22 protein-coding genes are annotated in these 18,253 nt (G+C 55.9%); 10 read left to right on the plus strand and 12 right to left on the minus strand.

Features of this window, described 5'->3' with window-relative positions:
- The first annotated feature begins 99 nt into the window (after positions 1–99).
- From PspS49_RS23960 to PspS49_RS23970, 3 genes are all read left to right on the plus strand, one after another.
- Positions 100–1,179 carry a hypothetical protein gene (locus PspS49_RS23960; protein ID WP_160041724.1) on the plus strand — a complete coding sequence of 360 codons (1,080 nt, stop codon included), beginning with the start codon at positions 100–102 and terminating at the stop codon, positions 1,177–1,179.
- A gap of 330 nt (positions 1,180–1,509) precedes the next feature.
- Positions 1,510–1,887, plus strand: coding sequence for a hypothetical protein (locus PspS49_RS23965; protein ID WP_160041726.1), 378 nt, complete (start codon positions 1,510–1,512; stop codon positions 1,885–1,887).
- Positions 1,888–2,229, plus strand: a complete 342-nt coding sequence (locus tag PspS49_RS23970; protein WP_160041728.1) for a hypothetical protein — start codon at positions 1,888–1,890, stop codon at positions 2,227–2,229. It abuts the gene before it with no gap.
- 213 nt (positions 2,230–2,442) lie between these two features.
- Here the strand turns inward: PspS49_RS23970 and PspS49_RS23975 are convergent, their stop codons facing one another.
- Positions 2,443–2,703, minus strand: a complete 261-nt coding sequence (locus PspS49_RS23975; protein ID WP_095125924.1) for a DUF6429 family protein — start codon at positions 2,701–2,703, stop codon at positions 2,443–2,445.
- Between the two features lie 265 nt (positions 2,704–2,968).
- Here PspS49_RS23975 and PspS49_RS23980 point away from each other — a divergent pair, with 265 nt between their 5' ends.
- The gene (locus tag PspS49_RS23980) at positions 2,969–3,298 is read left to right on the plus strand and encodes a hypothetical protein (protein WP_077574451.1); all 330 of its coding nucleotides are present in this window, start codon (positions 2,969–2,971) and stop codon (positions 3,296–3,298) included.
- A 12-nt stretch (positions 3,299–3,310) separates the two neighbouring features.
- Here the strand turns inward: PspS49_RS23980 and PspS49_RS23985 are convergent, their stop codons facing one another.
- Entirely contained in the window at positions 3,311–3,679 is a 369-nt protein-coding gene (locus PspS49_RS23985) for a PH domain-containing protein (protein ID WP_160041730.1), read from the minus strand.
- A gap of 45 nt (positions 3,680–3,724) precedes the next feature.
- Entirely contained in the window at positions 3,725–4,471 is a 747-nt protein-coding gene (locus tag PspS49_RS23990) for a hypothetical protein (protein WP_160041732.1), read from the minus strand.
- Between the two features lie 26 nt (positions 4,472–4,497).
- Between PspS49_RS23990 and PspS49_RS23995 the strand changes: the two genes are divergently transcribed.
- From PspS49_RS23995 to PspS49_RS24005, 3 genes are all read left to right on the plus strand, one after another.
- Positions 4,498–4,956 (plus strand): hypothetical protein, encoded by a 459-nt coding sequence (locus PspS49_RS23995; RefSeq protein WP_238786299.1) that lies wholly within the window; start codon positions 4,498–4,500, stop codon positions 4,954–4,956.
- Positions 4,957–5,072: 116 nt separating this feature from the next.
- Positions 5,073–5,810 carry a hypothetical protein gene (locus PspS49_RS24000; protein ID WP_160041734.1) on the plus strand — a complete coding sequence of 246 codons (738 nt, stop codon included), beginning with the start codon at positions 5,073–5,075 and terminating at the stop codon, positions 5,808–5,810.
- A gap of 71 nt (positions 5,811–5,881) precedes the next feature.
- Positions 5,882–7,801 carry an alkaline phosphatase D family protein gene (locus tag PspS49_RS24005; protein WP_160041736.1) on the plus strand — a complete coding sequence of 640 codons (1,920 nt, stop codon included), beginning with the start codon at positions 5,882–5,884 and terminating at the stop codon, positions 7,799–7,801.
- Positions 7,802–7,923: 122 nt separating this feature from the next.
- Here the strand turns inward: PspS49_RS24005 and PspS49_RS24010 are convergent, their stop codons facing one another.
- Positions 7,924–9,096: an aspartate aminotransferase family protein gene (locus PspS49_RS24010; protein WP_150776144.1), complete on the minus strand. Its 1,173-nt coding sequence runs from the start codon at positions 9,094–9,096 to the stop codon at positions 7,924–7,926.
- Between the two features lie 102 nt (positions 9,097–9,198).
- Between PspS49_RS24010 and PspS49_RS24015 the strand changes: the two genes are divergently transcribed.
- From PspS49_RS24015 to PspS49_RS24025, 3 genes are all read left to right on the plus strand, one after another.
- Positions 9,199–10,104, plus strand: a complete 906-nt coding sequence (locus tag PspS49_RS24015; protein WP_160041738.1) for a LysR family transcriptional regulator — start codon at positions 9,199–9,201, stop codon at positions 10,102–10,104.
- Between the two features lie 54 nt (positions 10,105–10,158).
- Positions 10,159–10,563: a GNAT family N-acetyltransferase gene (locus tag PspS49_RS24020; protein ID WP_160041740.1), complete on the plus strand. Its 405-nt coding sequence runs from the start codon at positions 10,159–10,161 to the stop codon at positions 10,561–10,563.
- Positions 10,564–10,696: 133 nt separating this feature from the next.
- Positions 10,697–11,398: a hypothetical protein gene (locus tag PspS49_RS24025; protein WP_007949995.1), complete on the plus strand. Its 702-nt coding sequence runs from the start codon at positions 10,697–10,699 to the stop codon at positions 11,396–11,398.
- A gap of 259 nt (positions 11,399–11,657) precedes the next feature.
- On the opposite strand, the gene PspS49_RS24030 is transcribed toward PspS49_RS24025, so the two are convergent.
- The 8 genes from PspS49_RS24030 to cyoA all read right to left on the minus strand — a co-directional run bounded on the left by PspS49_RS24030 (position 11,658) and on the right by cyoA (position 17,956).
- On the minus strand, positions 11,658–12,149 hold the full coding sequence (locus tag PspS49_RS24030; protein ID WP_007916938.1) for a RidA family protein: 492 nt from the start codon (positions 12,147–12,149) through the stop codon (positions 11,658–11,660).
- Between the two features lie 200 nt (positions 12,150–12,349).
- A complete protein-coding gene (locus PspS49_RS24035; RefSeq protein ID WP_127929687.1) occupies positions 12,350–12,664 on the minus strand; it encodes a helix-turn-helix domain-containing protein in 315 nt (104 codons plus the stop codon).
- Positions 12,661–13,005 (minus strand): toxin, encoded by a 345-nt coding sequence (locus tag PspS49_RS24040; protein WP_160041742.1) that lies wholly within the window; start codon positions 13,003–13,005, stop codon positions 12,661–12,663. Before PspS49_RS24040 ends, PspS49_RS24035 begins: the two co-directional genes overlap by 4 nt.
- A gap of 115 nt (positions 13,006–13,120) precedes the next feature.
- The gene (gene cyoE, locus PspS49_RS24045; RefSeq protein ID WP_053123579.1) at positions 13,121–14,008 is read right to left on the minus strand and encodes a heme o synthase; all 888 of its coding nucleotides are present in this window, start codon (positions 14,006–14,008) and stop codon (positions 13,121–13,123) included.
- 10 nt (positions 14,009–14,018) lie between these two features.
- Positions 14,019–14,354, minus strand: coding sequence for a cytochrome o ubiquinol oxidase subunit IV (cyoD, locus tag PspS49_RS24050; RefSeq protein WP_127929689.1), 336 nt, complete (start codon positions 14,352–14,354; stop codon positions 14,019–14,021).
- Positions 14,354–14,977 carry a cytochrome o ubiquinol oxidase subunit III gene (cyoC, locus tag PspS49_RS24055; RefSeq protein WP_003227982.1) on the minus strand — a complete coding sequence of 208 codons (624 nt, stop codon included), beginning with the start codon at positions 14,975–14,977 and terminating at the stop codon, positions 14,354–14,356. The genes cyoD and cyoC overlap by 1 nt, the downstream gene beginning before the upstream one ends.
- Before the next feature lie 3 nt (positions 14,978–14,980).
- Positions 14,981–17,011 carry a cytochrome o ubiquinol oxidase subunit I gene (gene cyoB / locus PspS49_RS24060; protein WP_042560959.1) on the minus strand — a complete coding sequence of 677 codons (2,031 nt, stop codon included), beginning with the start codon at positions 17,009–17,011 and terminating at the stop codon, positions 14,981–14,983.
- 3 nt (positions 17,012–17,014) lie between these two features.
- Entirely contained in the window at positions 17,015–17,956 is a 942-nt protein-coding gene (gene cyoA / locus PspS49_RS24065) for a ubiquinol oxidase subunit II (RefSeq protein WP_007916947.1), read from the minus strand.
- Positions 17,957–18,253 lie beyond the last annotated feature (297 nt).

Consider the following 18,253-nt stretch of genomic DNA (forward strand, 5'->3'; position numbering starts at 1 on the left):
AAGAAAGGTCTTGCTTAGCAAGGCCTTTTTTTTCGTCTGACGTAAAAATGGCGTATCCACGCCAACCTGCGTCATTTGATGCTGTTGAGGAGAATGATCATGGCAAGGAAGGCCCCCGCTAGCGCCAAAGCGGAGAAAACAATTTCGTCAACGCTTTCGAACCACACAGACGACATGTGGACGAAGAATCCAGCCCTCATCAAAAGCTTTCTAGATGCGAAGCCTGAGTTCGAACAACTCTGTGCCGAAGTTGAATACATCTTGAAAAAAAAGGTGACTCAAGCTTCCATAGAAACTTCGTTTTTAGGATCGAGAGCTAAGACGCTCAACAGCTTTCTTGAAAAGTTAACTCGCAAAAGCTATCCAGATCCTTTCAATCAGATTGATGACTTTGCTGGTGCCAGAGTCGTTTGCCTTTATAACAATGACATCACAAAAGTTATAGAGATCATACGAAATGAGTTTGATGTAGCCGAAGAGATCAACAAGCGCGAGGAGCTGGATACAAACAAGTTTGGTTACATCGGGCACCATTTCATAGTGCGCCTCAGCGAGAAATATTCCGGCGCAAGGTACGATGACCTGCGCAACTTAAGATGCGAGATCCAAGTCCGCACAGTAGTTCAAGACGCCTGGTCTATAATTCAGCACCACATGGTGTACAAAAAAGAATCACAAGTCCCCTCAAACCTAATTCGAAAACTCAATGGTCTAGCAGGCTTATTTGAAACTGTCGATGATCAGTTCGAATTCATCAGATTACAGCGAGACAAGTATCTGGAAGAGGTTCGGGAAAGCAAAAACACCCCGAATAACTTTCTAGAGAACGAGCTTAACTACGACAGCCTAGTTGAATTCGTTCAGTGGCGCTACAAGCAGGAACTTAGTGACCAGGATCGAGCTAACATCACTAAGGTACTCGACGTACTGAATGATATTGGGATCTCATCTCTGAAAGAACTCGAAACTCAGATCGAAAGAAATGAAGCCTTTTGTAAGTTAGCGATTGATAACTATCAGAAATCTTTCGCGGAAGATGATCCGAACGCTCCCAAAGCTCCAATATTTCCAGTAATTAACGTAGCTCTCGCGGTATCTGCAAACCCTGTGTGGCGGTCTATGTTTCCTTGGGGACCCACTTGGAGCAACGCACTGACTAATACTGACGCTCAGCTTTGAAGCTATCTACACGATATTTCAGGTGCATACCACATTTTGAAAACGTGGTCTGTTCCTGAGGGATCTCGATACGGTAACGATGCCCCTTTTCTCTTCAGATCCTTACAATTTCAACATTGGAACTCAGTAAGCGAGGGCACCTCCCGTTACCACGGTCCGGCGGGTTTCCGACCCCGTACGCTTGGAGGAGTGCCAGGGTCCCCCCGGGCCTTGCGCTCCATTTCATATGCGCTGATGCCGCTAGCTAGGCTAAAATAGACAAACTCATTGTAGAATCCCTTAATTCTCGGTTGATCTCCGAGCCTTTGCATCCTCATAAAAGAATCTGAAATGGTCGATATTTCCGAACAAGAATTGATACGGCGTCTTGAGTTGATGGACGAGGAAACGTTGATCTTTATATCCAAATACTCCCAAGATCGACGAAAGCTAGCTAAGACATCCACCCTGATAAGCACAGCGATAGCCACGATTGCCGGTTTTGCGCTATCTGTCAGTTCTTTTTTTCCAGGCTCAAATACAATATTAATCGGTGTCATTTCCATCGTGTTAGGTGCCGTCGTTGCAGGTCTAGGTCTGTGGGAAAGACAACGAGAGGAGATGCGCCTGATCAGTCAAGCGCTGAAGGAGTCAGCCGGAGCAAAGAACCCGAATGCTGAGAGAAAAAAGGAGCTGATCGAGAAGTTTCTTAAGGCGGAGGGTCTCTGAATGGTTGGCCCAAACACCTTCATTTACATCGCTCTGATAGCAGGCGTGCTGTTTACGATTTATAGCTTGTGTCTGATGAGATCACTTCCTCTGCTGGCAGAGCTTTTCTCGCTGATGCTCTCAGCCGCGGCGGCTTATTCGGGCGTTGAGCTTTGCTATGCCGTGTTAGAAGGAAGCAAAAAGCTTGGAGATTTCCAAGACCAAAAATTGACTATCGTACTCGGCTCTGTCGCCGTCTTCTGGGTTGCTCTATTGACTGCGATAAATTTGGTCAAAGGAGTGGCAGGACGTGCTGAAATTCAGAAAAAAATGTCCACCGTACCTCAGCAAGAAAATGCGTGACATTCGTAGCCAGAGGCCCCCTAGCATCCAATAGCCTGAATCCCTATATAATCCGGCTACAAGACACGATTTAAATGGCGCTTATGAGGCTCCCTCGGGCACCAAAATTAAGAAAGGTCTTGCTTAGCAAGGCCTTTTTTTCGCCTGCAATAAAGTGCTCGCGCAATGCTGAACGCTCACCACCGCGCGGTTCGCACGTGACATTGCGCGGACTCAGGTGTCGGAGTCGGTTTTAGGCTCAGCCTGAGCACTCCCCCCAAACAACCGCGCCGCTATCGCCCGCCCCCGCTCCAGCCCCTCCTCCGTCAACCAGACCGACTTGTTCCTGTTCACAGGGTTACTGATGAAACCCTGCTCATGCAATCGGTTCATGATCTCGAAGTCGAACCCTTTCCAGGCATTGCCGTCGTCGGAGCTAAGTGCCGCCAACAGGGCAAGCACGGCGTCTTCCATCAGTTTGTCGTCGTATTCCATCGTCGTCACTCCATTCGTGTTCAACAGTTAACGTCGAGTGTGTGAAGACTCACCATAATACTCGCCGACCTCCGATGGAAATGCCGCTCAAGCCCATCAAGGTTATTGATGCTTCAGCGTGACCGATCTAGCCTTTGGGCTGCACTTGTTGATCCCGCTCCGTATAATCCCGCCACTCTGAAGGCAGCCCAGCGCATCTTGCACCTAACGGTGGCTGCCTCCAGTCATCAACTCTCACACTGACGGACGTCGCTAAAGGCACCCCATGGAAACGTCACTGGAAACAGTCGCCCTTTTCTCCCTCAAGCTCGCTTACGAGGAAGAAGGCCTTAGCCCGATCCTGCGGGACGATATGGTCATGGGTGATTACCAGAAAGACATTTTCGAACTATTGGTGCGGCGCGGGGATGTCGAGACTATTCAGTTCAAGATGAACGAATGCCTGGGGCTGGCGATGGACGCCTTGGGCGGTGTCGAGAAACCGCTGGGACGTGAGTTGCACAAGTTGTCCGCGGAGTTCAGCGAGGCGCGTTCGCTGGAGCAACTGGATCAGCCGCTCCTCGCGCTCAAGGGTTATTTGAAAGACATCTTGTAATGGGCCGAGCCGTTACAGCAGATGCTTGGAAATGTACTTGGATATCTCCACCATCGACGTCTTCCCGGTGAATTCGAACTTCACTTTCTCCAGTGACGAGAAGTAAATCTCCAGCTCCGAATCCAGATCGAACGTGCCCGAGGTTTCCACGGAGTAGGCGACGATGTTCTTGTACGGCAAGGAAGTGAAATCCTTCTTGCTGCCGGTAATGCCCTGAACGTTGACCGCGATGATGCGTTTGTTGGTAAACACCACGCCATCACGCATGGCCTTGTAAGAGTCGATCACTTCCTCACCGTCCAGCAACAGCGCGCTTACGCGTTCGGCGTATTCATCGTTCTGCTTGAGTTTGAAGAAGCCTTTGTTGTTGAAGTCGATCATCTGTCTATCATCATCTTCAAGAAAACATCCCGGTATTTCTTTGCGTCAACGACGGGCTTTCAGCACGCGGATATCGGTCGGAAACCCATCCGCGCCAACAAGCTTTTTCCAACCCAGATACTGAAACTCGCCCCTCTCATCAATGTAATCGCTCTTCTCCACTGATCGGCCGCCAACGACCGCCACGCGTTTCACTTCGCCACATCCACCATCCGAAGGTCTGACGGTGTAGATCACATACGGCTTCACATATTGCGTGGCGCGGAAGTATTGGCCGCAGATTTCGTCGACGGTGATCAACATGGTTTTCAGGCGTGCTTCGCCGTCGGTGTCTTCGTGCAGTTTCAGGAAAGATATATCACCGACGTCGCTGTAGCCGAGGGCGCGGGCGCGTTGGTATTCGGGGGAGTTCTGGTGGGCGATGCGACCTTGCTCCGCAGCACCTTGCATTTTTGCGGCGAACTCGGCTTTGCCTTGGGCGATCATCGCCTCAACCTGGCCCGCTACGTTTTCGCATTGTGCAAATTCCCGGGAACCGAGGTGATTGGGCGTCAGGTTCGAGCGGTGTTCATTCATGGTTCGCAGGTTGCTTTCCAGCGCGAACATCACGTCGTAGGCGGTGGTGCGGCCGCTCTGCACGTCGGCCATTTTTTCCTGCACGCGCTGGCAGTTGCCGGCGTAGTACTTCCAGCTGTTTTCCGGGTGTTCTTGCCAGGCGGCGACTGCCGGGGTCATTGCAAAGGCGAGCGTAATCGCGCAGAGCAGGCGCAGAGAGTGGGTACTGACGAGCATAGGTAGTCCGTTACTGAGATAGAGCGATGGCGCGACGCTACTATTTTGCTATCTTGCCGTCCACTGCCAGTAACGAGGTCGCCAGCGCCTCGATGGAATCGATTTTCAGAGGGAGAAACACCTTGATGGCCGTGTTGTACTTTTTCGTCTGGGCAGCCATTTGGGCTTGGGTCGTGCAGACCCGTGGTGCCTGGAACCTGATCCTCGCCAACCTGGCGGGTGCTGCCAGCGGCTTTATCGTAGCGATGATTTTTTCGGTGGTCTGTTCAGGCTTGCTCCCGGCGCACGTGTCTCCTTCGCCGGAGAACCTGGCCAGTAGCGTGTTGCAAATAATCACCACGTTCGGCGTGCTGGCGGGTGTCTGGATGTGGCTGGTCAGACGTCCTCGGCCAGAACATCCGTTGGCTCGGCAACTTTTCGCCGGTATCTGTGCGCTGGCTGCTGGTGTGACGACGCTGGCGTTTTTCGCGCTTAATTTTCACTGAGCAGCGCTCTCGTCACTGGCATTACACGCCTGTTTTGTTATCTTGCCGCCCATCGTCAGCGTTCACTGTGGGCGTGCGTTGATTTCAGGGTTTTGAAGGTTTAAGGAAAGGATCAAATGGAGTTTCTGCGTTTTCTGGCGATTGTTGCGGTGTGGGGGTTCATGTGGCGCTGGGTGGTCAAGAACCGTGGCAGCTGGAATATTTTCTACGGCAACATCGTTGGCGCAGCGGGTGGTTTCATTGTGGCGATGGTAGTGCTGTCGATCACGTTGTCGTTGTTTCCTTCGTCGCATGACTACGCAGCGCCGCAGGCCGAAAATACGCAAGTCGGCGAGCCGACCTCTCTATTGCCTGAAGCCGAGGCAGTCACACCCGCCGCCGATCTGAAGGATGCGCCGGTTTTTGCTGCCATCGAGCCGGACGACAAGCCCTCTCCCGCCGACTCCGCACTGTTGCCGAACTACGCCGGCCGGGCGCCGAAATCAATCGGCCTACAGACCGTGCTGGATCAAAGCGACTATGACGGTCGCATGGCCCTGGCAGCGCTGAACAAGAAACTGCGCGGCGACGCCCAAGCCGACAAGTCGATGATCGCGTATGTCATGTGCAGCCCGTTTGTGACCAGCACGTTGCGCTTTCCCGCTTCGGCGCGGTTTGCTGACAGCAAAGCGCTGGTCAGCCACCGCTTCAAGGATCAGGTCTACACTTTCAACAACACCGTCACCGCGCGCAACATGAACGGCGACGATGTCACTTACCGTTTCGATTGCTCCGTGCAAGAGCAGCCGCGAGTTGACGCGCTACCTGCGCAATGGCGTTTGTTGGCGCTGAAAGTGCAAAAAGCCGACTCTTAAGGCTTATTTAAGGGTTCAAGGCGCCGGCTGCGCTATGATCGCCGGCCTGTGCGCCTTGAGCTTTGCCCTCGATGTCTTCGACACCCGCTAACCTGATCCCGCTGCCTCCTGTCCTGGCCGGCCCGCTGCTGCGACGGCTGGAGCCAACGCGCGTGGTCATGTGGCTGGTCGGCACGCGGCCATTGGCGCTGACCCTGCGCCTGCAAGGTGTAGGAGACATTCCTCTCGACGCCGGGAAATGTACGGTCATTCCCGTAGGCCGCGAGGCGTTTGTTCATCTCATCGATGTTGCTCTCGACAGCGCCCTGCCGTGCGATACACGTATCGACTATGACCTGCTGATCGATAGCACATCCGGCATCGCCGACTGGGCGGCGCATCTGCTGTACGGCGATGCAACCAGTCCGAACTTCGTCCTGCGCTCGCGGATCGATCAGCTGCTGCATGGCTCCTGCCGCAAACCGCATCACCCGGCGACGGATGGTTTGCTTTGCGTCGATCAACTATTGGCGACGGAAAACGATCCGCAACAACGTCCTGCCCTATTGATGATGAGCGGCGATCAGGTCTACGCCGACGACGTGGCCGGCCCGATGTTGCGGGCGATTCATGCCTTGATCGAACGTCTCGGCCTGTTCGACGAACACCTCGAAGGTGCCGTGGTCAGCGACAGCGCGAAGCTCTACGAACACCCGGCCAGTTACTACCACCGTGCGGATTTATTACCGGCGCTGGAAAGCAACGAGACATTGCGCGAGCGATTTTTCGGCGGTGCGCGTAAGCCGATTTTCACCAGCAGCAGCGCTGACAATCACTTGGTGACGTTCGCCGAAGTCATGGCGATGTATCTGCTGGTGTGGTCACCGACGGCCTGGTCGCTGATCAATCCGCAAGCGCCCTTACTGACGCCCGAACGCCTCAAGCGCTACACCCTCGAACAGACTCGCATCGATGCCTTCAAGGCTGGATTGGGCAACGTCGCCCGCGCGCTGGCGCATCTGCCGAGCCTGATGATTTTCGACGATCACGACATCACCGATGACTGGAACCTGTCTGCGCAATGGGAGGAAACGGCCTACGGCCATCCGTTCTCCAAACGCATCATCGGCAATGCGCTGATCGCCTATATGTTGTGTCAGGGCTGGGGTAATAATCCCGATGTGTTCAAGGAGGTGCTGGGGAAAACCCTGAGCCTTAGCGCCAGCGGTGATGATCAATACCTCGACAGCTCGGTGCAGGATGCTTTGATCGATGATTTGCTGCGCTTTCAGCAATGGCATTTCGTCCTGCCGACCAGCCCGGCGCTGGTGGTCATCGATACCCGGACCCGGCGCTGGCGCAGTGAGATGGCGCTCAAGCAACCGTCGGGCCTGCTCGATTGGGAGGCGCTGAGCGAACTGCAACAGGAGCTGCTTGATCATCCGTCAGCGATCATCGTGTCCCCGGCGCCGATCTTCGGCGTGAAGCTGATTGAAACGGTGCAAAAGGTCTTCAGTTGGTGCGGTTTTCCGCTGCTGGTCGACGCGGAAAACTGGATGGCCCATCGCGGTGCCGCGCAAGTGATCCTGAATATTTTCCGCCACTCGCGCACACCGGGTAACTACGTGGTGCTGTCCGGCGATGTGCATTATTCCTTCGTCTACGAAGTGCTTATCCGCCACCGCAAGGCCGGTCCGCGGATCTGGCAGATCACCAGCAGCGGGATCAAGAACGAGTTTCCGAAAAGCCTGCTGGAGTGGTTCGACCGCCTCAACCGCTGGCTCTACTCGCCACGCTCCCCGCTGAACTGGTTCACCAAACGCCGACGCATGCGCATCGTGCCGTACACGCCGGAACATGCTGAGGCAGGTGAACGCTTATGGAATTCGGCGGGGATCGGTCAGGTGTTTTTCAATAAGCAGGGGCAGCCGCGCGAGATCATTCAGCACAATTCGAATGGCAAGGCGAAGACGCGCATGCTGGCGCCGGATCTGGCGGATTATCCGGACTAAGGTCTACACCGAACATGTGGGAGCGAGCCTGCTCGCGAAAGCGATCGATCATCCAGTAGAGATGTCGACCGATAGTCCGCCTTCGCGAGCAGGCTCGCTCCCACAGTGCTACTTACAAGCCGTCAATGCGCTATCAGTGCTCGCCCCACACCTCTGACAATCATCTCCACCTCCCGCTCATCAATCGTCAGCGGTGGCAGCAGCCGTATCGTCTTGCCCCGCGTGACATTGATCAACAGTCCATGATCCCGCGCGGCGATCAGGGTCAGATCACGCACCGGTTGTTTCAGCTCGATACCAATCATCAAGCCCTGACCACGAATCGCCAGCACATTGGGATTGTCCGCCAGCTCTGCGCTCAAACGAGTTAAGAGCCGTTCACCCTGAATCCGGGCGTTTTCCAGCAGGCCCTGCTCTTCGATGATATCCAGCACCGTACAACCGACCCGACACGCCAGTGGATTGCCGCCAAAGGTGCTGCCATGGCTGCCGGGGGTGAACAGATCCGCCGCCCGGCCCCGCGCCAGGCACGCGCCGATCGGAACGCCGTTGCCCAGTCCTTTTGCCAGTGTCATGACGTCCGGGACGATGCATTCATGTTGAAAGGCGAACCAGCGCCCGGTACGGCCGATGCCGGTCTGGATTTCATCGAGCATCAGTAGCCATGCATGGCGATTACACAGTTCCCGCAGGGCTTTCAGGTAACCGGGCGGCGCGAGCTGCACACCGCTTTCGCCTTGGATTGGCTCGACCAGAATCGCGACGATGCGCTCGCCGTGCTTTTGCTGCAGCTGCTCCAGCGCTGCGAGATCACCAAATGGCACTTTGATGAAATCCCCCGGCAACTCATTGAAACCCAGGCGCACTGCCGGGCCATCGCTGGCCGACAAGGTGCCGAGTGTGCGTCCGTGGAACGCGTTGGCCATGACCACCACCAGCGGTTGTTCGATGCCTTTGCGCCAGCCGTACAAACGCGCAAGTTTCAGCGCCGTTTCATTGGCTTCGGCCCCCGAATTATTGAAGAACGCCCGATCCATACCCGACAGCTCGGTCAGCCGTTTCGCCAGTTGCTGCTGCCAGTCGATGCTGTACAGATTCGACGTGTGCAGCAGCAATCCCGCCTGCTCGCTGATCGCCGAAACGATCCGCGGGTGCGAGTGGCCGACATTGGTCACCGCGACACCGGCCACCGCATCCAGATACTCGCGACCGGCCTGATCCCACAGGCGAGTGCCCAGGCCCTTGGTGAAACTCAGGGCCAGCGGTTGGTAGGTGTTCATCAGGGCGGCGGTCATGACTTCAAACTCCAGTGCAGGTCGGTGTGCTGGCAGTATGGTTAGCCACCGAAACTGGATAAACTCGGCAAAACTTCATTCATTTAAAAGCTGAGCTTGATAATGGACCTGTTCCAGTCGATGAGCGTGTACGTCAAAGTCGTCGAAACCGGGAGCATGACAGCGGCCGCGCTGCAGTGTGATATGTCGACGACCATGGTTGGCAATCACCTGCGCGCGCTGGAAAAACGGCTGGGCGTGCAACTGCTGCAACGCACCACTCGACGTCAACGGCTCACCGAATTCGGCAGCGTTTACTACCAGCGTTGTCTGGAAGTGTTGGGATTGGTCGCCGATTCCGAACGCCTCGCCGAGCAGACCCTCGATCAACCCAGGGGCATGCTGCGCCTCACCGCGCCGCTGACGTTCGGCGTCGAACGGCTGGCCCCGGCGCTCAGTGAGTTTTCCCTGCTGTACCCGCAGGTCAGACTCGATGTGGTGCTGACCAACAGCCGTCCCGATCTACTGGAGAGTGGCCTGGATGTGGCGTTTCGGCTGGGCAATTTCGATCAGTCCAACCTGATCGCCCGACCCTTGATCGACTACACCCTGACCGCGTGCGCCTCGCCGCAATACGTCGCGCGGCGCGGCATGCCGAAAACGCCGGAAGACTTGCAGCATCACGATTGCCTGTCGTTTGCCTATCCCGCCGGTGACGACTGGCAATCGGTGGAAAAGCGTTGGCGCCTCAGCGGCCCCGACGGGGAAATCATGGTCGACGTCAGCGGGCCTATGCTGATCAACAGCTCCGCCGGGTTGCATCAGGCTGCCCGCACCGGCATGGGCATCGTGATGCTGCCGGATGCGCTGGTGGAACAGGACCTGCGTGAAGGCCGACTGGTGAAAGTGATCGCCGATTTCCAGCCCCCCAGCCGACCGATGCATCTGCTGTATGCGCCGGATCGCTATCGCTTGCCGAAACTGCGTCGTTTCGTAGAGTTTGTGATGCAGCGGTGGGGGAAATCCTGACGTCGCCTGCACCGGCCACCCATGAAGAATCGCTGACAAGGACCCGAACAGCAGATGAACAACACATTCAACGTACGCGATTTATTGCCCGCCGAAACGCAATCGGTGAGGCAGTTTCTCGGGCAGCATGGCTGGACCCATCGCACCGGCTCAGCTGAACACTTCGCCCAGTTGATCGACAACTCTCAGCGCACCGCCGTCGCCGTCCAGGGTGAGCAGATCATCGGCTTCGCTCGCGGGATCAGCGACGGTTTGTCCAACGGTTACCTGTCGATGGTGGTGGTCGATGACCAGCATCGGCGTGAAGGAATTGGCCGCGCGCTGGTCGAGCACATCATGGGCGACAACCCCGAAATCACCTGGGTGCTGCGCGCCGGACGCGAGGGCGCAGAGGCTTTTTTTGCCAGCCTGGGTTTTCAGACCTCGGTGATTGCCATGGAACGGCCGCGCCTGAAATAACGCACTGTGGGAAAAAACTCGACCGGCAGACCGTTGCTCCGTGACAACGCCGCCGCGCTCCCCTAAATTAGTCGGCCTGAAAAAGCCCGCGGCTTTCTCATCTCCACTCAAGTTAAAAAGTAGTGAAATTTCAATGTCCGATTTCAACACCGCTGAATCCGTAGTCACCGAATCGTCCAAAGCGGAATACGAAAACTCCATCAATCTTTCACAACACCTGCCACAAGCCAAAATCATCAGCGAGATGGTCCTGGACGCGTTCCAGTCGACCCGCGAAAGCGACCAGATCCGCGAGCTGCGCGCGGCGATCCGTCAGGCTCACGACAGCTTCGATGATGACAAGGCCTACGAGCTGATGGGCGAACTCAAGGCACTGAAAGACGCCGAAGCCGCCGACCTCGCCGCCCTTGAAGACCTCAGCAGCAAGTTCTCGATCGGCCGCATCCTGTCCAGCTTCAAGGACGATCCGGCGTTCCAGGAAATCGTTTACGGCCTCGCGCTGAAAGTGCTGAACCAGACCCACCAGGCGATCAGCAATCCGAGCGGCGGCAAGAGCAAGGCTGCGAAGAAGAAAGAAGTCGAAATCTTCACCATCAGCAAGGACGGCATCAGCGTGACCTTGCCACTGCGCACGCCACGCTCGCGCCTGAACGTTGACCGTGCAGCGCTGGAGTTCCTCGGTTTCACCTTCGTCGGTGAAGGCGAGGAAGCGGAACTGGAAAGCGAAGTCTTCGTCGACAACGCGGGTACCGAGCAAGCGGTAAACCGCAAGAACATCATCACTGCGCTGCAACAGCAGACCGCGTTTGATGGGTACAGCATCGCCGCGCAGTAATAGCGCGGCCGCTGTACGAAAAAGCCCCGCGCTGAGATTCAGGCGGGGCTTTTTGGTTTTCGGTTGGGGACTAGTGGAATGGCGTAAATCCCAGCCCCTCACCCCAGCCCTCTCCCGAGGGAGAGGGAGCCGATTTGTGTGATTTTCAAACCTGAGTTCGGCTCGATACTTCAGGTCGGCGTACACCTTGAGAGCACTTCGGTCGGTCCCCTCTCCCTCTGGGAGAGGGCTAGGGTGAGGGCAAGCCGCTAAACCAACCTCAAGCCGAAGGATGCAACGCCACGATCATGTCGACTTCAATCGCCGCGTTCTTCGGCAACTGATACACGCCAACTGTGGTGCGCGTGTGCCGGCCGGCATCGCCGAGCACATGACTGAACACGTCCGAGGCACCGTTGGCCACTTCGCTCAGGTCAACGAAGTCCGGCGTCGACTTCACATACACCGTCACCCGCAGCAATGCCTTGATCTTGTCCAGCGAACCCACCGCATCGACGATCAGCGCCAGGCAACGCATCGCACTGATGCTCGCGGCGGCTTGCGCATCCTTGAGGGTCAGCTCCAGTCCGACGCGACCCGGATACTGAATCTTGCCGTTAGTGCGTGGAACCATGCCGCTGATGTACAGCTCATCATGATGACGGATCAGCGGCGCGTAATTGCCGCCGGCGGTGTTCTCACCATAAATGTCGTAGTTCAGCTCTTGGGCCAGGGCAATAAAACGCTCGTCGCAGGTCATCCTCTCAGTCATTTCGCCCAGCCTTATGATCAGTACATGCAGAACCGCAGGTTAAGACAGATGGGCAACCGCAAATGGCAAGGAGCTATCACTGTCATGGTTGGATCCAAATCTAGGGGGTTTGTTACTGCGCCGCAACCCGCAGTCACGGAAAACAAAAGCCCCACACCTCTTTCGAAGTAATGGGGCTTTAAATTTAAATGACTTTGTCGTTAAACGGCGCTCAGGCGGTCAACCATGTCAGGGAATTTTTCAACCAAACGGATCAACAAAGCAGCTTGAGCATTTGGCTTTGACTTTTCCTGCTCCCAGTTTCTCAGAGTGCTGGGACTCGCCCTGATTCGCTTGGCAAAGACGGCTTGAGACATATGTAACTTTTCTCTCAAAGCCACGATTTCTTGGGCTCCGACTTCCGGGACTGGTTTGTCCTCAAGCACTGTATTGCGCAGGGTAATTTTTCCTTCGCGTTGAGCCGCCATCTCATCAACGCCCTGCATCAACTCTGCAAACAGGTCGCGTTTTTTCATGGGGTACCTCGTGTTTTCAACTCTTCATCTATGGCTTTTTTGAGCGCCTTTTCTTGCTCGGCAGTCAGATTCTCAAGCTCATCCTTGTCGTAAATTGCAAACATCCAGAACTGACCATCATTCATAAGCCAATAATAGATGACCCGCAAGCCGCCTCGTCGGCCCTTGCCACGTCGAGCATCAGCCCAACGTAGTTTTCTGAATCCACCCGTTCGGGGCATCATATCGCCTGCCAACGGATTGCCCTGCATATAAGCCTGCAGTTCTCGGTACTCATCGTCTGTCAGGTACTGACCAACGCTCGTGGTAAATATCGTTGTTTCAAAGAATACGGTTCGCATGCGCAAACTATAGGCAAATCGCCTACAGACAGACTATCAACAAATCCAGCTCCAGATAAACAAAAAACCCCGCACATCTCTCAATGTGCGGGGTTTTTCTTCAAGCCTTTAAGCCTTACGGCGCGTACGTCAGCAGCAGCTCTGCGGGCACCTTGAAGTCCAGGGACATCATGACGCTCAACGCAGTGATGGTGAAGATCGAGAACACGAACAGCTTGCGTGCCCAGACCGTGTCATCCACCGCTTTGTAGCCGGTCCAGGCCATGTACAACCAGTACATGCCCATGGCCGCGGCGACGGCGAGGTAGCTCATGCCGGCGTAACCGCTGAAGGTCAGCATCAAGGTCGCCACGAGGAAGGCCAGGATGTAGAGCAGGATGTGCTTCTTGGCCACTTGAATCCCGCGCTTCACTGGCAGCACCGGAATCGATGCGGCCAGGTAATCGTTGAAGCGGAAGATCGCGATGGCGTAGGAATGCGGCATCTGCCACAGGCTGAACATCACCAGCAACGTCAGCGCGGCCATGTCGAAGCTGTTGGTTACGGCAACGTAACCGATCACTGGCGGCATGGCGCCCGACAGACTGCCCACCAGCGTGCCGTGAACCGACTTGCGCTTGAGGTACAGGCTGTAGAAGCCGACGTAGATAACGAAGCCGATCACCGCGAACAAAGCGGCCAACGGATTGGCCACCTTGTACAACAATGCAACGCCGAGAACACCAAGGATGGTCGCGTAGACCAGGGCCAGTTTCAGGGAGATCAAGCCCTGCACCAGCACCCGGTTCTTGGTGCGTTCCATCTTCAGGTCGATGTCGCGGTCGATGCAGTTGTTGAACACGCAACCGGAGGCGACAACCAGGGATGTACCGATCATGGCAGCCAGAAACACCGCCAGATCCACATGCCCTTTCGAGGCCAGGAAAAACCCGCCTGCCACAGAAAGCACGTTACCGAAAATGATCCCCGGTTTGGTGATTTGGATAAAGTGCTTGAGCGACATCGGGTCTACCTCACTTCGCCATCATGTACGTGTGGATGCTGAACATGATCCACAACGACAGGCCAACCAGCAGCACGATCACGATCGCCGTGAAGACGAATGCAATCACGTTGTTACGCTGAGCAATGGAACGGTCCAGGTGCAGGAAGTAATACAGGTGAACGATCACCTGGATCACTGCGAACAACAGAACGATTGCCAGCGTGGTGGCCTTCGGCAGGCTCGGGTACATCACCAGACCGAAAGGAATCACGGTCAGGATCACCGACAGGATGAAGCCAATGGCGTACGACTTTGCGCTGCCGTGGCCAGCATCATGGCTGTCATGGGAGTGTGCATTAGCCATTACAGAGTCCCCATCAGGTAAACAACGGTGAATACGCAGATCCACACCACGTCCAGGAAGTGCCAGAACAGGCTCAGGCAGCTCAGACGGGTCTTGTTGGTCGCCGTCAGGCCGTGCTTGTTGACCTGGTACATCATGATGCCCATCCAGATCAGACCCGCCGAAACGTGCAGACCGTGGGTACCGACCAGGGTGAAGAACGCGGACAGGAAGCCCGAACGGCTAGGACCGAAGCCCTCGGAGATCAGCAGGTGGAACTCGTTGATCTCCATGGCGATAAAGCCTGCGCCCAGCAGGAAGGTCATGAACAACCAGCCCAGAACCTGCTGCTTCTTGCCTTTGTACAACGCCAGCATGGCGAAGCCGTAGGTGATCGAACTGAACAACAGCAGAGCGGTTTCGCCCAGCACGTATGGCAGTTCGAAGATGTCGTGGCCCGACGGGCCACCGGCGACGTTGTTTACCAGTACTGCGTACACCGCGAAGATCGACGCAAACAGAATGCAGTCGGTCATCAGGTAGAGCCAGAAACCGTATACGGTCATCTCGCCCGAGTCGTGGTGATGGTCATCGTGCCCATGGTCACCATGGGCGTGTCCAACATTGGTCACTAAATTCGACATGGTTTAAGCCTGTTCCAACGAGGTTTCAACACGGGTGGCACCGGCCGGGATTTTCCCTGCCGCGACCAGACGCTTGTGCTGCTCGGCTTCGATACGCTCGATCGTTTCAACCGGAACCATATAGCCCTGGTCGTCACGTGCAGCGTGGATCACGAAGTAAACGACGGTGCCTACCAGGCTCGCGATCGCCAGCCACCAGATGTGCCAGATCATTGCGAAACCGAAGACGGTCAACAGTGCGCCCATCACCACGCCAGTGGCGGTGTTGTTCGGCATGTGGATCGGCTCGTACTTGGCCGGACGCTGGTACGCAGTACCGTTTTCCTTGGCTTCGGTGAACGGGTCGATGCAGTCAGCCTTTGGCAGCACGGCAAAGTTGTAGAACGGCGGTGGCGACGAGGTCGACCATTCCAGAGTGTGTGCATTCCACGGGTCACCGTGATCGCAAACGTTCTCTGGCTTGTTACGGTCACGAACGCTCACATAGAGCTGGATCAGCTGGCAGGCAATACCCACAGCGATCATCACCGCACCGAACATGGCAACGTACAGGTACGGTACCCACTCAGGGTTGGTGGTGGCATTCAGACGACGGGTCATGCCCATGAAGCCCAGTGCATAGAGCGGCATGAACGCGACGAAGAAGCCCGAGATCCAGAACCAGAACGCTGCTTTACCCCAGCCTTCGTGCAGCTTGAAGCCGAACGCTTTCGGGAAGTAGAACGCGAAACCAGCGATGTAACCGAATACCGCGCCGCCGATGATCACGTTGTGGAAGTGCGCGATCACGAACAGGCTGTTGTGCAGAACGAAGTCAGCACCCGGGATGGCCAGCAGTACGCCAGTCATGCCGCCGATGGCGAAGGTCACCATGAAGCCCAGGGTCCACAGAACCTGGCTGGTGAAGCGCAGACGGCCCTGGTAGATGGTGAACAGCCAGTTGAATAGCTTCACACCCGTCGGGATGGAAATCAGCATCGTCGCCAGACCGAAGAAGGCGTTGACGCTGGCACCCGAACCCATGGTGAAGAAGTGGTGCAGCCAAACCATGAAGCCCAGGACCGAGATCGCGCCCGAGGCGTAGATCATCGAGTGGTGGCCGAACAGTTTCTTGCCGGTGAAGGCCGAGATCACTTCCGAGAAGATGCCGAATGCCGGCAGGATCAGGATGTAAACCTCAGGGTGGCCCCACGCCCAGAACAGGTTGACGTACATCATTGGATTGCCACCAAGTTCATTGGTGAAAATGTGGAAATCCATGTAACGGTCAAGGGTCAGCAGTGCCAGGGTAGCGGTCAGGATCGGGAACGAAGCCACGATCAGAACGTTTGCCCAGGTGCAGGTCCAGGTGAAGATCGGCATGTCCATCAGTTTCATGCCTGGGGTACGCATTTTCAGTACGGTCGCGAGGAAGTTAACCCCCGTTAACGTCGTACCTAACCCGGATAGCTGTAGCGCCCAGATGTAGTAGTCCATACCCACGCCAGGGCTGTATTGCAGACCCGACAATGGTGGATAGGCAACCCAACCGGTCTTGGCGAATTCGCCGACGCCCAGGGACAGGTTGATCAGTACTACGCCGGATACCAGCAGCCAGAAGCTCAGGGAGTTCAGGAACGGGAACGCAACGTCACGCGCGCCGATCTGCAGCGGCACTGCAAGGTTCATCAGGCCGGTGAAGAATGGCATCGCCATGAAGATGATCATGATCACACCGTGAGCGGTGAAGATCTGGTCATAGTGTTCAGGTGGCAGGTAGCCAGGCGAACCCTCGGTGGCCATGGCCAACTGGGTACGCATCATGATGGCGTCGGCAAAACCGCGCAGCAGCATGACCATGGCGACGATGATGTACATCACGCCGATTTTCTTGTGGTCAACCGAGGTCAACCACTCGGTCCACAAGTAGGTCCACTTCTTGAAGTAGGTGATTGCAGCGAACAGCGCCAGACCACCGAGGGCGATCATGGCGATGGTCACCATCACGATCGGCTCGTGGAATGGGACTGCTTCCCAACTTAATTTACCAAACATCGTTTACTCCTCTGCCCCGGCAGCTGAATGCGAACTCGAGTCAATTTCCGTGGCCGCCACTTCTTTCTCTTTCTTCTCGTGCTTCAGCGGCTTGCCCGGCTTCATACCTTCGTACTTGTCGACGATGATCTGGAACTGGTTCGGCGTGACCGAGGAGTAGAGCTCGACTGGGTTGTTCTGGCTCGGTTTGGCAAGGGCCGCGTATTCAGCTTGATCAAGCTGTTTAGGTGACTTCTTGACTTCACTTACCCAGGCGTCGAAATCTTCCTGAGTGGTGGAGATAGCCTTGAATTTCATACCGGTGAAACCCGCGCCGCTGTAGTTGGCGGAAATACCGTCCATTTCAGCGTTACGGTCAGCGATCAGGTGCAGCTTGGTCTGCATGCCCGCCATCGCGTAGATCTGGCCGCCCAGACCCGGGATGAAGAACGAGTTCATCACAGCGTCAGAGGTGATCTTGAAGTTGATTGGCGTGTGCGCCGGGAACACGATCTTGTTGACCGTGGCAATGCCTTGTTCCGGGTAGATGAACAGCCACTTCCAGTCCAGCGCGACCACTTCGATGGTCACAGGCTTGACGTCGGACTGGATCGGACGATACGGGTCCAGTTCGTGGGTCGAAATGTAGGTGATGTAACCCAGGGCAATGATGATCAGGACCGGGATGGTCCAGACTGCCACTTCGATTTTGGTCGAGTGCGACCATTTCGGGGTGTAGACGGCGTTCTTGTTCGACGCGCGGTACTTCCAGGCGAACAGGAAGGTCATGACGATAACCGGCACGACGACCAACAGCATCAGCAGGGTCGCGGTGATGATCAGGTTTCGCTGTTCCAGGCCAACCTGGCCCGTTGGATTGAGCAAGGTCATGTTGCAGCCTCCCAGCAACAACGTGCCGAGCAGCGGCACTAGGCCTAGTAATCTGGGGTACCTGTTTTTACTCATCTCACGACCTCTAAAGCAGCTTGCGCAATGCAGTTGGGTTTTGATCGCCAACACTTCACCCTGCCAAGGGTTGGCATTTTCTTTGGATTGAATAAGGGCCGCCCGTCGCGCGTCAGACGCTCGACAAAACCTGGGACAGCGGTCAGTTCTTATTCGAATTCGTGGTCAAAGGCCTTGTTACAGACCAATTCCATTTGGTGCGGAAAGTTGGAAGGCACCGACACCTGGGTGTCTTGAAAGCCTTTCGACTCACTCGACACCCGACTTCCTGCTCGCCTCCTTAATAAAGGCTGAACA

The organism is Pseudomonas sp. S49, assembly GCF_009866785.1.
In the GTDB taxonomy this organism is placed as follows: Bacteria; Pseudomonadota; Gammaproteobacteria; order Pseudomonadales; family Pseudomonadaceae; genus Aquipseudomonas.

What these genes read in the sequence shown, in the direction of transcription:
- PspS49_RS23960 (WP_160041724.1), top strand. Translation starts at nt 100, where the DNA reads ATGGCAAGGAAGGCCCCCGCTAGCGCCAAAGCGGAGAAAACAATTTCG.
- PspS49_RS23965 (WP_160041726.1), top strand. Translation starts at nt 1,510, where the DNA reads ATGGTCGATATTTCCGAACAAGAATTGATACGGCGTCTTGAGTTGATG.
- PspS49_RS23970 (WP_160041728.1), top strand. Translation starts at nt 1,888, where the DNA reads ATGGTTGGCCCAAACACCTTCATTTACATCGCTCTGATAGCAGGCGTG.
- PspS49_RS23975 (WP_095125924.1), bottom strand. Translation starts at nt 2,703, where the DNA reads ATGGAATACGACGACAAACTGATGGAAGACGCCGTGCTTGCCCTGTTG.
- PspS49_RS23980 (WP_077574451.1), top strand. Translation starts at nt 2,969, where the DNA reads ATGGAAACGTCACTGGAAACAGTCGCCCTTTTCTCCCTCAAGCTCGCT.
- PspS49_RS23985 (WP_160041730.1), bottom strand. Translation starts at nt 3,679, where the DNA reads ATGATCGACTTCAACAACAAAGGCTTCTTCAAACTCAAGCAGAACGAT.
- PspS49_RS23990 (WP_160041732.1), bottom strand. Translation starts at nt 4,471, where the DNA reads ATGCTCGTCAGTACCCACTCTCTGCGCCTGCTCTGCGCGATTACGCTC.
- PspS49_RS23995 (WP_238786299.1), top strand. Translation starts at nt 4,498, where the DNA reads ATGGCGCGACGCTACTATTTTGCTATCTTGCCGTCCACTGCCAGTAAC.
- PspS49_RS24000 (WP_160041734.1), top strand. Translation starts at nt 5,073, where the DNA reads ATGGAGTTTCTGCGTTTTCTGGCGATTGTTGCGGTGTGGGGGTTCATG.
- PspS49_RS24005 (WP_160041736.1), top strand. Translation starts at nt 5,882, where the DNA reads ATGTCTTCGACACCCGCTAACCTGATCCCGCTGCCTCCTGTCCTGGCC.
- PspS49_RS24010 (WP_150776144.1), bottom strand. Translation starts at nt 9,096, where the DNA reads ATGACCGCCGCCCTGATGAACACCTACCAACCGCTGGCCCTGAGTTTC.
- PspS49_RS24015 (WP_160041738.1), top strand. Translation starts at nt 9,199, where the DNA reads ATGGACCTGTTCCAGTCGATGAGCGTGTACGTCAAAGTCGTCGAAACC.
- PspS49_RS24020 (WP_160041740.1), top strand. Translation starts at nt 10,159, where the DNA reads ATGAACAACACATTCAACGTACGCGATTTATTGCCCGCCGAAACGCAA.
- PspS49_RS24025 (WP_007949995.1), top strand. Translation starts at nt 10,697, where the DNA reads ATGTCCGATTTCAACACCGCTGAATCCGTAGTCACCGAATCGTCCAAA.
- PspS49_RS24030 (WP_007916938.1), bottom strand. Translation starts at nt 12,149, where the DNA reads ATGACTGAGAGGATGACCTGCGACGAGCGTTTTATTGCCCTGGCCCAA.
- PspS49_RS24035 (WP_127929687.1), bottom strand. Translation starts at nt 12,664, where the DNA reads ATGAAAAAACGCGACCTGTTTGCAGAGTTGATGCAGGGCGTTGATGAG.
- PspS49_RS24040 (WP_160041742.1), bottom strand. Translation starts at nt 13,005, where the DNA reads ATGCGAACCGTATTCTTTGAAACAACGATATTTACCACGAGCGTTGGT.
- cyoE (WP_053123579.1), bottom strand. Translation starts at nt 14,008, where the DNA reads ATGTCGCTCAAGCACTTTATCCAAATCACCAAACCGGGGATCATTTTC.
- cyoD (WP_127929689.1), bottom strand. Translation starts at nt 14,354, where the DNA reads ATGGCTAATGCACACTCCCATGACAGCCATGATGCTGGCCACGGCAGC.
- cyoC (WP_003227982.1), bottom strand. Translation starts at nt 14,977, where the DNA reads ATGTCGAATTTAGTGACCAATGTTGGACACGCCCATGGTGACCATGGG.
- cyoB (WP_042560959.1), bottom strand. Translation starts at nt 17,011, where the DNA reads ATGTTTGGTAAATTAAGTTGGGAAGCAGTCCCATTCCACGAGCCGATC.
- cyoA (WP_007916947.1), bottom strand. Translation starts at nt 17,956, where the DNA reads ATGAGTAAAAACAGGTACCCCAGATTACTAGGCCTAGTGCCGCTGCTC.